This is a genomic window from Vibrio sp. B1Z05 (assembly GCF_052955985.1).
This window is the reverse complement of sequence record NZ_CP130464.1, coordinates 78,733-92,567: the sequence shown is the minus strand read 5'-3', so window position 1 is coordinate 92,567 and position 13,835 is coordinate 78,733. Positions and strand designations below refer to the sequence as shown.

14 protein-coding genes are annotated in these 13,835 nt (G+C 43.2%); 3 read left to right on the top strand and 11 right to left on the bottom strand.

The annotated features are described in order from the left end of the window. Positions 1-193: 193 nt before the first annotated feature. A complete protein-coding gene (locus tag QV280_RS13390) occupies positions 194-1,699 on the top strand; it encodes an endonuclease/exonuclease/phosphatase family protein (RefSeq protein ID WP_152820338.1) in 1,506 nt (501 codons plus the stop codon). A 91-nt stretch (positions 1,700-1,790) separates the two neighbouring features. On the opposite strand, the gene QV280_RS13385 is transcribed toward QV280_RS13390, so the two are convergent. The 7 genes from QV280_RS13385 to QV280_RS13355 form a co-directional block, all read right to left on the bottom strand. Further along, a complete protein-coding gene (locus tag QV280_RS13385; RefSeq protein ID WP_021714543.1) occupies positions 1,791-2,036 on the bottom strand; it encodes a hypothetical protein in 246 nt (81 codons plus the stop codon). A 69-nt stretch (positions 2,037-2,105) separates the two neighbouring features. Further along, positions 2,106-3,284 carry a tetratricopeptide repeat protein gene (locus QV280_RS13380; protein ID WP_152820336.1) on the bottom strand — a complete coding sequence of 393 codons (1,179 nt, stop codon included), beginning with the start codon at positions 3,282-3,284 and terminating at the stop codon, positions 2,106-2,108. Then, positions 3,281-3,907, bottom strand: a complete 627-nt coding sequence (locus tag QV280_RS13375) for an energy transducer TonB (RefSeq protein ID WP_152820334.1) — start codon at positions 3,905-3,907, stop codon at positions 3,281-3,283. Before QV280_RS13375 ends, QV280_RS13380 begins: the two co-directional genes overlap by 4 nt. A 9-nt stretch (positions 3,908-3,916) precedes the next feature. Then, a complete protein-coding gene (locus tag QV280_RS13370) occupies positions 3,917-4,321 on the bottom strand; it encodes an ExbD/TolR family protein (RefSeq protein WP_152820332.1) in 405 nt (134 codons plus the stop codon). 35 nt (positions 4,322-4,356) lie between these two features. Then, the gene (locus tag QV280_RS13365; protein WP_152820330.1) at positions 4,357-4,914 is read right to left on the bottom strand and encodes a MotA/TolQ/ExbB proton channel family protein; all 558 of its coding nucleotides are present in this window, start codon (positions 4,912-4,914) and stop codon (positions 4,357-4,359) included. Further along, positions 4,914-6,293, bottom strand: coding sequence for a MotA/TolQ/ExbB proton channel family protein (locus QV280_RS13360; RefSeq protein WP_152820328.1), 1,380 nt, complete (start codon positions 6,291-6,293; stop codon positions 4,914-4,916). The genes QV280_RS13365 and QV280_RS13360 overlap by 1 nt, the downstream gene beginning before the upstream one ends. A 3-nt stretch (positions 6,294-6,296) precedes the next feature. After that, complete coding sequence (locus tag QV280_RS13355; protein WP_152820326.1) at positions 6,297-7,076, bottom strand: DUF3450 domain-containing protein; 780 nt, start codon at positions 7,074-7,076, stop codon at positions 6,297-6,299. 481 nt (positions 7,077-7,557) lie between these two features. Here QV280_RS13355 and yegD point away from each other — a divergent pair, with 481 nt between their 5' ends. Then, the gene (gene yegD / locus QV280_RS13350) at positions 7,558-8,910 is read left to right on the top strand and encodes a molecular chaperone (RefSeq protein WP_152820324.1); all 1,353 of its coding nucleotides are present in this window, start codon (positions 7,558-7,560) and stop codon (positions 8,908-8,910) included. A 149-nt stretch (positions 8,911-9,059) separates the two neighbouring features. Then, positions 9,060-9,221: a hypothetical protein gene (locus QV280_RS13345; protein WP_172972804.1), complete on the top strand. Its 162-nt coding sequence runs from the start codon at positions 9,060-9,062 to the stop codon at positions 9,219-9,221. Between the two features lie 28 nt (positions 9,222-9,249). Here the strand turns inward: QV280_RS13345 and QV280_RS13340 are convergent, their stop codons facing one another. From QV280_RS13340 to cspE, 4 genes are all read right to left on the bottom strand, one after another. After that, positions 9,250-10,323 carry a S1 family peptidase gene (locus tag QV280_RS13340; protein WP_152820322.1) on the bottom strand — a complete coding sequence of 358 codons (1,074 nt, stop codon included), beginning with the start codon at positions 10,321-10,323 and terminating at the stop codon, positions 9,250-9,252. 294 nt (positions 10,324-10,617) lie between these two features. Then, the gene (gene efpL / locus QV280_RS13335) at positions 10,618-11,190 is read right to left on the bottom strand and encodes an elongation factor P-like protein EfpL (protein ID WP_023403317.1); all 573 of its coding nucleotides are present in this window, start codon (positions 11,188-11,190) and stop codon (positions 10,618-10,620) included. Between the two features lie 205 nt (positions 11,191-11,395). After that, the gene (locus tag QV280_RS13330; protein WP_152820320.1) at positions 11,396-12,616 is read right to left on the bottom strand and encodes a M20/M25/M40 family metallo-hydrolase; all 1,221 of its coding nucleotides are present in this window, start codon (positions 12,614-12,616) and stop codon (positions 11,396-11,398) included. A 568-nt stretch (positions 12,617-13,184) separates the two neighbouring features. After that, positions 13,185-13,397 carry a transcription antiterminator/RNA stability regulator CspE gene (gene cspE / locus QV280_RS13325; RefSeq protein WP_021714528.1) on the bottom strand — a complete coding sequence of 71 codons (213 nt, stop codon included), beginning with the start codon at positions 13,395-13,397 and terminating at the stop codon, positions 13,185-13,187. Positions 13,398-13,835 lie beyond the last annotated feature (438 nt).

Here is a 13,835-nt window from a genome sequence, read left to right as displayed (position 1 = left end):
AATTAATTTTGGAAAATCGCATAATTTTTACCAAGGACTATAGTGATGAGCCAATATGTGACTAATTAATGACGTAGCATTTAATAAAATCTATACCTAAAGCTAAATTAATCTAACCGAAGAATCGTTATTGCCGTCATATTGCATGATTAATATCAGTGCCTGAATTCACTCTCTTTGTAAAGGCATCATCATGAACAATAAACTGTACGTCCCCCTTCTATTATCCGCTCTACTAGTTGGGTGTAACGACAGCAACGATAACAGCAATACATCGGCTCCTGAGATCACTCCTCCAGAAAGTTACACTACTACTTTAAACATAGTATCTGCCAATATGTGGCAAAATTTATATCGAGATTTCAATGATACTAGTTCGTTCGAGGTTGCTGTAAAAGAACTTCAACATGCCAATGCAGACATTATCTTTTTCCAAGAAGCGACTGGAATAACAGCAAGAATGGCAGAGCGACTTGGTATGCACTATTACCATGGAAATAATAGTGTTGGAAGTGTTGGAATCTTGTCTAAGCATCCTATAAAAAATACCATTGATGCTCATAATGAATACGGTGGAAATATTGGTGCTGTCCTTGATGTTAATGGACGTGACGTTATTGTCTTTTCAAATCACTTAGATTACACACGCTATATCACTTACGATGCAAGAGGTGGTAACGGTATAACATGGCAAGCTCATGCCGGCTGTCTCCCGATCACCAGTCAAGAAGATCTTGATGCATTAAATCTTCAATCATACCGCCCACGTCAAGCTAGTTACATGCTTGAACAGCTATCCCCTTACCTTGAAAATAATGCAGTTATCATTTTCGGTGGAGACTTAAATGAAGCCTCTGGACTAGATTGGACTGAAGATACAGCCAATATGTATGATCGAAAAGGAACGGTTCATGACTTTATGACTCATAGACGCATTCTGGATGCAGGATATACCGACAGCTATCGTCATCTCTATCCTGATCCAACAACCAATATGGGAGCAACTTGGCCATTCCATATAAATGATAGCTGGACACAAGGTGCATCATACGTCAATGAATGTGGTCGAGGATTAGACGACCGTGATCGTATTGATTTCATTTACTACAATGCGAACGCTGAAGATATTGAGTTGGTAGATGCCTCATTAATTGGGCCAAGAATTAACACTTATTTCCCTGGACCTCATGGTGAAGACGATACTTATCAATGGGATGAAAAACACTCTGGAATGCATGTCGACGAACATGGAGAACCGACATACGAAGAACGTGATTTTGTCTCAGACCACTTATGGTATAAAGCAACATTTACACTATCGACACCAAGTTATGATTCTGAGCAAGAAAGCTTGATCAATCACGCTCAATTCAAAGATATCACCATCGCGGAAGGTGAAAACGATGGCATTAATATTTCGTTTAACTTGACGAATACTGATTTATGGGACGATACACTTAACTATCAAATCGAAGTATCAGGAGACAATGATCTTACTGCATGGTTATCTCATGCATTAAATCAACGTCCAAATGAACACGATCTAATCAGTATTGATGTACCCGAAACAGTTTTAACTACGCTAGATGGGTCTACTAAAAACAATGGCCTACAAATACGCTATGTTGCTGGAAATCAACGCAAACACCTAGCTGTATTCACTATTCTAAAAGAGGATATTCCTCGCCTTACCAAGTAAGGAAATAGGGGCAGAAAATGGGGTCAGGTCTTGAAATTTGCAGGCTAGATAAAATCTAGCCTGCAAATTTCAAGACCTGACCCCGATTAGATTAGTGACGTGTTGGACCTCTTCTTACAAGATCTTGGCCATTTTGAAATACATCTTCTGTGACCCAACGAGAAAGTAGAAGCTGATGGTTGTCATCAAGCACCGCAACAAAACGGCGACCATCTTTATTGCTAGTTGCTAAAGCCAGTCCAGCCACATTGGTTAGGCTAAAGCCACCATTTTCAACCGCAACTAAAAACGCTTCAAGCTCTTCTAACGTGGTAATAATGTCTGCATCATTGTTCATGTGTATTTTCTCTAGTGAGCAAAGTGATAATGGCAGAATGGTGCGATATTTTATTCTAGAATGCAAATTTCAAGACCTGACCCCGCTTAATTGGGTTAAGTATTTGACCCAATTGATTGTTGAGGGGGTTGAGTTTATTTGGTTTGCTTTTTGGGCGTGGCGTAGGGCGTTGGGGATGTCGCCTAGGCGGTAGTAGGCCTCAACGCTGGTGAGCTCAGTTCTTGAGCTGGTTTTTTGTTTTTTCAGTTGAGTTAATGCGGTTTTGTATTGTTTATTTTGCATTAATAATTGGATATAGGACCAGCGATATTTACTGTCTTTTGCAGTGGCTCTTGCCCAAGCTTTTAATGATTTGTCCCAAGCTCTGGCTTGTTGCCAATATTGCGCTTCTATGGCGAGATCTTTTGCTTGGGTGTTGTCTGCTTTGTTTAATGCGTGAAAAACTTCAGCTGCTTTAAGAGGGACATTTTGCTTGGAATACAATTGCGCCATCATGCGGCGTTGAGCTTCAGTTAAGGTAAAACCTGCTCGTTGATACTGCTTCATTGCGGCCAATGCTTGTGGGTAGTTTTCTGTTTGCAAATACAAATTAATGGTCTGCACCCACCAGCGAGCAATATCAGGCTCTAACCCACGTAAGGCCAATGTGGTTTTAAGTGCACTATGCCATTTTTGTAGTGACAGCTCTGCCCCTAAACGTAAATTTAACACGGACACTTGAGGGGCTCCGCCCAATGCGACATATTTGTTAGTTGCATCAATCACGGGTTGCCACTGCTGCAACTGATAGTTGCCTTGTGCGATGCGCAGCCACACTTGTTGGATGGCGTTGATGGCAATAATTTTATGCGTATTATTTTGCGCGATGATCTCATGATAAGTCTTGATTGCAGAGCGAGTGTGACCATTAGAGAGCTGAATATCGGCAAGCATACGCAAGGTTTCGAGATGCTGTTCTACTGGTAACCCATTAGCTTCTACAGCTTTAAAAAGCGCCTTTTCTGCCAGATGGGTTTGCTTTTGTTGCCAATACAAAATGCCGAGCATTCTTTGTACGACAGAGGTGTCGTAGACGCGGCTCGTTGAGATATTCTGTAAAATTTTAATCGCTTTGTCATTGTGATCATTGCTTTGCAATTCATAGGCTTGATACACGCGAGTAGCCACATTACGACTTAACGTTTGTGCTTGAACTGTGCCCCCTATTAGGCTAATCATTAGGGTTAGAGCCAATAGTAAGTGCTTCATTTTTGCAATCTAAACTCCAACTTCAAGGTTTGCCCTTTTTGCGCTATCGCTTTGCCGTTAACCACCAGCGGTTGATACTTCCAGCGCTGTAATGCGCGCATCGCTTCTCGGTCGAAAATACGTTTTGGTTTGCTATCTACAATCTTAATATCAGTCGGTCGGCCGCGATCATTAATGGTAAAGCTCATCACCACATAGCCTTCTATTTTACGGCTCAATGCTCGAGCAGGATAGCGAGGTTCAATTCGTTGTAATGGCATGACTTGTTGGTTTTGTCCAATACTCACCGGCCCCGGATTAGCAATCGCCAACCCTGACACCGCAGTATCCACCGCCACTAACGGCAACTCAAACTTTTGCATAGTAAAAGGTGTATCCGAAACCTGACTAGAGTGACTGGTCTTTATTTCCGGGGGTTTAGTCGGCGTTTGTGGGGGCTCTGGCAACTGGCGCTGTCGCCTTTGGGAGTGGCTATCTTGCTCTACTTGTAAGATATCAAAGCGCACGATTGACTGCTGTTCAGGCAAAGGGCTTTTGCCTAAGTTGACCAACCAAGTCATAAAGCCAAATACAAAAAATGTCAGTAATAGTGCCATCGGCAAAGCGATCAATAATCGTTTCATCAACCGTCTCTATTTCGCCACAGTGGCAAGGGCAATTTTCTCGATACCTGCACCTTTTACGCCATCCATCACTTTCACCACAGTGCCATTAAAGGCAAATTTATCAGCCTGAATCACCACTGATGCATCCGGTTTGTCGATAAGTAAGTTCTCTAGCGTTGCTTGCACGCGCTCTATATCGATTAAACGTTTGTCGATATAAACCAAGTTATTGTCGGTAATTGCGATAAAAATGCCGGCATCTTGCTGGCTAGTGGCATTGGCCGCTTGCGGGCGGTTCACTTCCACCCCTGACTCACGCACAAAAGAGCTGGTCACAATAAAGAAGATCAACATGATAAATACGATGTCTAGCATCGAGGTCATATCCACTTGCGCTTCATCATTGCGCTGGCGACGTCGTCCTAATCTCATTTTAATAAACCTTTAAAAACTGGGTTAGCATTTGGCTAACCGGTGTGGGTGCGTAACAAGCGTTCTAAATGCAATTGCTTACGCTCTGCAAGCCCACACAATCTGGAATAAATAAACATGCTCACCAGCGCAGCTACCATGCCCGCCATAGTGGGGATGGTCGCCATTGAGATGCCAGCGGCCATTAAGCGCGGCTCACTATTGCCTTGCGCGGCCATCACATCAAAGACGGAAATCATGCCAGTCACTGTCCCTAATAATCCAAGCATAGGGAATAAAGAGATCAACACTTTCATTAGCGACAATGACTTATTCAAATTAAGTTCTGATTCCGATAGCCAAGCTTCTCGTTGCGACAAGGCAAACCATGAATGGCGGTCACTGCGCTGTTGCCACTTTGAGACCCATTGCTGTTGATACTTGGGAAACACCCATACAAAGTACATCACCCTATCGAGCACCAATACCCAAAAAAACAGCATCACAAAGGCAAGCCACCATAAAACGGGGCCACCTCGAAACATCAACTGCTCAATAGAGCCGTAAATGGGGAGATCCATTAAGGTAGTCCAAAATGCCAATACGTCGCTCATTACGCGCTAACCTCTTGGCTAGCACCTTGCGCATCAGATTGAGCGAGTTTTCTTTGCTGGGCTTGCTCAGCTCTTTTGGCAACTAGGCCCACACCTTGCTTCTCAATGATATTGCGAATGCCTTCTGACAAACTAGACAGCATGTTGTGTACCAATAGCAATGGCATAGCCGCAATAAGGCCAAGCACCGTTGTTATCAATGCCATAGAAATACCGCCTGCCATAATACGAGGATCGGCGTTGCCAAATTGAGTAATGGTTTGGAAGGTATCAATCATGCCCGTTACCGTGCCCAATAGTCCTAGCATTGGCGCAATAGCGGCCAAGAGCTTAACGGTAGAAATGCCTTTGTCTAAATTCTCTTGCTCATCCATAACCGCTTCCAGTAGACGCAGTTCAAGGGCTTCAATAGTGGGGCTTTTATCCTCTTGATGGACCAAGATAACGCGACCTAGCGGGTTATTTGAGGTTGGATTATCTGTCTGTTTGAGCTGTTTCGATATTTTCGACTTAATAGAAATCAAAACAAGTGCGCGGTACACACCAATAAGCAAACCAATCAATAGCAAACCAATAATGATTTTACCAACAATGCCGCCCTGCTCAATGCGTTGCAATAAAGTTGGATTATTGGCCAGTTGATCGAGTAACGCCCCACGAGTGGCATCAACGGCAATCGTTGGCGTGCCACTGCTAAGGTCCATGCTCGACAGGAGCGGATGCTCAGGCTGAACGCTGTAACGGGTCGCCATCTGCTGAGCGGCATCCCAAACCAAATAGCCATTTTCATCCGCCAACGCAAATGCGCCCATGCGCAGCACTTGTTTGTGGGAAATTTCACCAGCTTGGTTCACATAAGGGATCGTCACCCGCGTCACCTGAGCGCTGGCTTGTATTTGGCGAGCATAAGAGCGCCACAAACCATACAACTCATCTTTTGCCGGAATGGATTTCGCATCGATAATGCCCGACACCAAAGCAACATCACTCTCTAAACCAATCGAGGCCACTGAGCGCTGCTGTTCCATTTGTACATCTTTAGCTGCTTGACGGACCACGCCAAAGATCTCACCTAAACTGCCGGTGGCTAATGTCAGTTGCTTCTCTTTATCGGCCAGTGTTTGTTCATTATTTTGGAAGGTATCACTGAGCGTTTCAATCTCTTGATTGAGTTTATTGCGCTTGGCTTGCAAGGCTTTTAGCTCGCGTTTCAGCTTGGCTTCTGTAGCGGCAAACTCGCCTTCACGCTGTTTATTGGCTTTTTGCTCAGCGGCTTTGGCTTGCGTGGTTTGATTAAGCAGGCTTTGGTTGGCATAACTTGGCGCCGCGCTCAATAGCATCGCCACACTCAGTGTCATTATGGCTAGGTAGTGTTTCATTGATTACTTCTCCTGGCCTTGGGTTAACGATACAGGTAATTCAAGTAGCGACGGCGAGGCTTGCTTGGCGGCAATATCAAAGGCTTTGTCAATGTCATGTCCAACACTGCTATTTTGCTCAAGCCACACTTTTTGATTAGCATCCCATGCCCAATATCTTTGGCGATCGTTAGAACGTGCCACCAAAGAGATGCGCCCTAGGTATAACTGCTCAACAATCATGGATTTACCTGCAAATTGAATCGCGCCTGTATAGGCTCCCATCTTAGTGCCGTAATCCATTTCAATTTGGTAGGCTTCCAAAATGCGGCGATATTTTTCTGCGTCACTGATGTCCGCTTGCGTCATCATATGTTGCAGGCTAGCCAGTCGCTTCGCGCGCGCCTCTGTTCGGATAGGACGGTCATTGGCACTGATGCCTTCAAGGCCTGCCAACATTTCATACATCAAAGGCACAATGCTCTGGCGCGTATCATCAATTTTTGAGATTTGAGAATCGTAACTGGCTAACTCTTCAGTTTGGCTAGCTATCAAACCATTAAGGTGCTGATGATAGACCTCAAGGTTGTGCACTTCGCGTTTAAGAGAGGCAATATCCGCTTCCAGTTGAATGGCCTGCTCACTGCTTTTGAGCACCTTTTTTTGGCTATTCGCCGCACTGTTAGTGATTTGAGCCTCTATTTTTTGCGACTTTTGTAATGTGGCCTGCGAAGAAGCGAAAACGAGCGAACTGAGCATAGATAAGCCCGTTATTAACAGAACTCGCATTATATTGTGGTTCATAAGGTTCTCATTAAATCTTTGATTTAGCTTGTATTGAATACGGAAATACATTTTGAGACAAACGCTCAGTACGATTATTCACTGGAGTTATATAATAATACCTGTCGTAGAAACACTTTGATCTCACCCCATTGTTTACGAAAATACCTGCACAACTCGCCCTTAAAAGTCAAAATTGTGACACAAACGCAAATGAGAAGCGGTATTATTTGCAATAAATGGCCGCTATCTTAGAGATTGCTAGCATTTGATGCAATAAAGATCTCATCTATCTGCTTATTTACACTACAAATTTTTATATAAAGCCAGCAAATATCCTTCTCTAGACCTCAGACTGTCATCTTTAAGATGCTAGATAAATATCATTTTTCCCTGTGCTAACAAATTACGCTTTTATTAATTGTGTGATTTTCTTGACCCTATCCGTCGAAACAGTGTTTAATTGCGCCCCTTTCTAGAAAATAGACCTTTGGAGAACATTATGGCAATCGGCTTTGACTACGGCACAGCAAACTGCTCAGTCGCACACATTATCGATAACCAAGCCGTTCATATTCCATTGGACAACAATCAGAAATACATTTCATCAACTCTATGTGCACCCACCTCAGAATCCATATCTGAGTATCTGTTTCGTCGTAAAAATATCCGTCCAATCACCGAGCATGGTGAAGCTATCTTAAAGCGTGCTATCCGTAGCAACCTAGAAGAAGGGATAGACGTGATGGAAGAAGATATCTTGTTTGGTCAGGCTGCGCTCGACCTCTATTTGCAAGAGCCAAAAGATGTTTACTACATCAAATCACCAAAATCCTTTCTTGGCGCTCATGGTTTAAAAGAGGTGCAACTCGCATTCTTTGAAGATTTGGTGTGTGCCATGATGGAGAACATCAAATCTCAAGCAGAAACCTCTCTTGAGCGCTCCATCACCGATACGGTTATCGGGCGTCCGGTTAACTTTTTGGGGCGAGGCGGAGAAAAGTCCAACCAACAAGCTCAAGATATCTTACTGCGCGCCGCAACCCGAGCGGGCTTTAAAAACATTGAGTTTCAATTTGAACCTGTTGCAGCGGGGCTTGATTACGAAAGCACCTTAACTGAGAACAAAAACGTGTTGGTGGTGGATATCGGCGGTGGCACCACCGACTGTTCAATGATTCAAATGGGGCCAGATTGGCTTGGTAAAAGCGATCGCAAGCAACCCCTGCTTGGACATACGGGTCAACTTGTGGGTGGCAATGATTTGGATATCCATATTGCCTATAAACAGTTTATGACTGAGCTGGGTAAAGGTGGGCGTAAGCTTTCTGGGTTAGAACTACCTATCAGTCAGTTTTGGCATTCTATCTTGATTAACAACGTGCAAGCACAGCGAGAGTTTTACGCCAAAGAGAATCTGCCCGTGCTTAAACAATTGCAACGTGAAGCGGTTGATCCTGCCAAACTGGCACGCATGATCGAAGTCCATCAAGGTGCGCTTGGCTACAGCATTGTTTCTGAGGCAGAAAAAACCAAAATCGCCCTGTCTGAAGCCGATCATTATCAAGCACAAATCAAACTGCTATCCGAAATTATTGAAGTGCCAGTGCTACAGCGCGAAATGGAAGAAGCCATCAAGGTGCCACAAGAAAAAATCACTAAACTGGTGCTCGAAGCGGTAAATCAATCTCAAATTACCCCCGATGTGGTATTTATGACGGGCGGATCTGCACGTTCTACAACACTGCAAAACGCCGTAAAATCGGTACTGCCGAATATCCCTATTGTCAGTGGTAACTATTTTGGTTCAGTCACCGCAGGGCTCGCTCGCTGGGCCGATGTTTGCTTTAAATAAAAATAATGTTGTGATTTTTGCGTGCTTGCGCATTTGAGTCTACGATTATAGCAATTGTGTTCTGCCAGTTCGTATCAGAATAGGATTGGTCGTAACTGATTGCTAGTAACTGATTACTTGTAACTAGGCGATAGATATTTGAGGGACGTATGAATATAAAGCCAATACAATTTGTTATCTTAGGTGTAATTGTCGGCTTCTCAATGAATGGTTTGTACGATATGGCTCAAGAAGCACGCTCTACCAACAGCATGGCGCAGCAAAATTCGAGTACATTTTCTAATTGTACAGTCGACGCTAAAAACTCATAAGCACGCTAATCTAGCGTGCTTTATCACTTTAGCTGCGTTGCTTATTTTGTAGCAATCGTCGGCCAACGAGCAGGGTGAGTAACCAACCCCAAGACAGCGTCCCACCCGACTCTTCTAACAAACTCGAGGCTGATTCATCTTCTGGGGTGTAGTTTTCTCGATCAAATTCCGTAACCACGGTTTGCGGCGTTTCTCGCCCAGCTAATACACTATCAATCCAATCTCGATACTCTGCAACTTCGGTGTACGCTGACGAATAATCAGCACTTGGATCGCCGCATTGCGAAGGGCCAAAACTGGTAATTCCGACTTGAATATACTCACTGCCGTTATACCAAAACAACGGGCCACCAGAATCGCCACCACAGGTGGAATTGCGCAGTTGAGAGTCTAGGTCAATATCACCTTGCAAACACAGTTGTTTATCACTGATATTGGCCGAATCACAGGCTGAGCTAGACAGTATCCTTTGTGTCACCCCTTGCAAGATATTATCGTTATCGCTATTTGAACGAGTATAACCGTGCCCAATGGAGACCATTTCAGTGCCCACTAAGTTATAAACACTGGCATCGGCTAGTGAGGCTAACCGAGTATAGTCGGAAGCCGATACCGACATCGGCTGTTCCAGCTTGATAATAGCGATATCATCCGGCCAACTTAAGTTCGCGCTATCAATGAAAGTGCTCGGATAATAAAACTCACTGGCTCGAATTAAATCCACCTTAGGCAGTAGGCCGACTGTGCTTTTGACTTGCTGTTCATTTTGCAACTGCGGCGCAACCGAAGTGTAGGTGTAGTAGTAAGAATCCCCTTCCACACAGTGAGCGGCCGTCAAGATATGATATTGGTCGAGGATAGTGCCGCCACAATAGTTTTGATACAGACCTGATGTATCAAGCTGATCAAAATATACGCTGGCAAACGACGGGTACATTTGTACGGAAATGGGCGTGCCATTCACAATGTAAGTGCTTGCTTCGCCCTCGGTTGAGTGCGCAGCAATAGGACTCACAGCAAGTGCGGTAGCTATGGATAGTTGAGATATAGATAGTTGAGATATAGAGATATTCGATATAGCAATTTGCAGTGATTTATACATATACAACTCCGTAAAATAGTGCCCCTACCTAAAAGCAATCGCAGTAAATACGGTTCATCCGAGCTTATTAAAATGTAGGTCTCGCAAATCAGTCTCACACCAAATAAACATCATCGCAACAAATTTAACAGTTATTCATAAATATAGCGTTGCTCTTGCACATTTGCACCACAGTGCATAAGTTGTTTTACCCTTTTCGTCTCGTTTAAGATCAAAAAAACGCAGCGCCTTACAGCAACTGCGTTTTCGTATTAAAGCTAATTCTGCTAAACAGAAAATACCTTTAATAGAGATTTATTTGTCAGCACGACCCATAAATGCTTTGTCAGAAGTGTTCACACGAACCTTCTCACCGCCAGCAATGTATTCAGGAACCTGAATAATAAGGCCTGTAGTCAGTGTTGCAGGCTTAGTACGCGCTGCTGCTGATGCACCTTTGATTGAAGGGTCAGTTTCTACAATTTCCAATTCCACTACTGAAGGAAGCTCAAGTGCCACTGGGCTACCGTCAACGAGCAGTACAAACAGACCTTGTGTCTCTTCGTTAACGAATTGCAGTTCTTCTTCAATGCTTTCTTTATTGAAGCTGTATGGGGTGTAATCTTCGCTGTCCATGAACACATATTCATCGCCATCAACGTATGAGAAAGTCGATGGGTGACGGCTGAAATCAGCAAGGTTAATGATTTCATCGGCTTTAAAGCTTTCATCGGCTTTAGCACCTGTCGCTACGTCATACATACGCATGCGGTATAGGCTTGCTCCAGCACGACCACTTGGCGTTAGTTTGTTAATTTCTTTAACGAAGTACACTTTACCGTTGTGCTCAATTGCAGCACTTTTTTTGATTTCACTTGCCTTAGGCATTGTTATTCCCTTGTCTCATTTAAGATCTTTCAAGCCAGAGTATACAAGGTCAAAAAGGGTTGATCATCCTCTACGATCAAATTGTCAGAAATAGCGACAAATTCTGAACCTAGAGGGGTATTGACTGGCTTATAGAAGGTAAAAACGCTCGAATATCATTCGAGCGTTGATCTATTTATTATCGATGATGAAGCAGCGCTCTCGATTAAAGAGTATCTAATCGGATATGGCTGTTTTTCAGATCATCTTGGCGAATGCCTTTGCCTTCATTCATGCTATTGAAGTGACGAAGTAGCTCAGTGATCGCTTCGATAGAGGCTAGCAAATCGCCTGTATGCGCAGATTCTGATGAAGTGTGCATATTACGGATAGGATAACCAATAGTGATTGCCGCGCTGTCTACGCCTGCAAGCGCCGCCGCCATGCCGTCTGTACCCATATCACGGCCAGAGAAGTCTAGTTGGCATGGAATGCCTTTTTCACGACATAGAGCATCCATAGTTTGCACTAAGTATTCAGATGATACTGAGCCGCGTCCAATGGTAAAGCCTGCGCCCATTTTCAATGGGTTCATGTTGCGACTGCCAATGCCAGGCGCCGCTTCGTAATCGTGATTAACGTCGGTTGCAATCAAGATGTCAGGTTTTAGCTCGCCCACAACTTGTGTTGAACCAAAGCGACCAATCTCTTCATGAGTTGCAATAGTATAAAGAACGCGAACGTTATCTAGACCTTCTGCCGCTAAAGTACGCGCAATCTCAGTCACTGAGAAACAGCCTAGGCCGTTATCAAGGTAAGCACCGTAGAAAGTGTCTGCCGCTACGCCACGTTTGATAGGGCGATCTAGCAAGATTGGGTCGCCCACTCGTAGTCCTAGTGCTTCTACTTGCGCCTTACGGTCTTCACCATGCATTTGTAGCTCTAGGTAGATAGATTCAGGTTTAATGCCCTGAGTACCGCTACGTTGCGCAGGAGTAGAGAAGTGAATAGCGCCAAGCGCTTCAACGGTTGCGCCTTTGATCGTTTTGTAAGATCCAAGATTTTCAGGATCTTGACAGAAAACTTGTACTTCATGACCAATCAATGTGGTTGGCAAGAAAGAATCGGTGTTGATCCACACTTTACCATCCGCATCAATTTTACGAACTTGCATGCGGATTTTATCAGCGTGACCCACGATCATAACGCTAGTTAGATCATCACGACCTAGATGAGAATCGAAAACAATGCTCGCGCTGCCTTTAAATTGATGAATACCCCAGCCTTGTGGCATGAAAGATTCAAATTCTGGTTTGATCACGCCGTAGCTCATTGCCGCTTCAAAACCGATTGGTGAAGGAGCAGAAAGTACTTTAGACATGAACTCAAATTGCTGTTGTGGCATAGGCTGTGCCCATGGCTGACTTTGATTGTTTTCTGTAGTCATTGGTCATTCTTCTTTGGATTTACTGATGGCAGCTAAATTAATACCTGACGCCAATGAATTCAAGGGATTTACGCATAACTAATAATTTGATAAGCACTAAAATGCTTATAAATAACGACGGGGAATTGTTTGAAATAGAAAATAGACGAGAAGTGAAACTGAAATATTAACTCAAAGCGTTCTGGATCACGAAAACGGCTTGAGTCCACATTTTTTACAACAGACTAATAACGATTAATTAGCTGACTTTTTTAAATTTTGAGCTAGTTTGAATACGCAGTTTTTGAAACCAAAAACGTTTGCGTCCCATAGAACGAGACATAGGTTTTCCTTAAAGTTTTTTGCCCTACCTTTTTAGACGAATACATAACGATACGAACTAAAATTGATCGAATTTTTTGAATTGGATTTATATTGATGTAGCGAAGAAAATAACTAACTAGACGAACATTTACAGCTTGCAGATGTGTGACAGGTTTTTACTTGCGGTGTTACGATATAAATGATTAATAGGTGTACAACGAAAAGTTAGCGTAGATGATCACAGACCATCTACGCCGACTAAAACTTAGATAGCTACAACGTCAGCAGCTTGAAGGCCTTTTTGACCTTGCTCAACTGTGAAAGACACTTTTTGGCCTTCAGCTAGAGTTTTGAAACCTTCAGAAGCGATAGCACGGAAGTGAACGAATACGTCCTGGCCGCCATTGTCTTGAGTTAGGAAACCGAAACCTTTCTCTTCGTTAAACCATTTTACGATACCAGTAGTTTTGTTAGACATAATGTGTCCCTTATTTTTAAAATCATATTTTTTCGCGAAATTGCGAGACGCTGAAATTTTGAATTATTTAATGCTACGATGAAGCTAAGGAAACACTGAGGATGACTACACAAACGAAGGAATTCTAAGGGTTTTGCTTTTACTTTATATTTCATTAATAACTCTGAATCACAGAGTGAAATTGGATACTACACTAATCTGTCAGGCTGTAAAGCCTTTAATTTCATCAGTGCTGATGTTTTTTTAACTTATTCACACAACCACTCATAAACAAAGTGCAATTTTCGAATGCTCTATATTTTGCTATTCAAACTAAAAAGCACTTTATAAACAAGTCATTAGCACGCAGCATACTGCATATGCAACTCACACCTTACCCATGCCAATAATAAATTAATGGCAAACATATGTAAGGTGTAAAGATTTGTGTTTTGTATA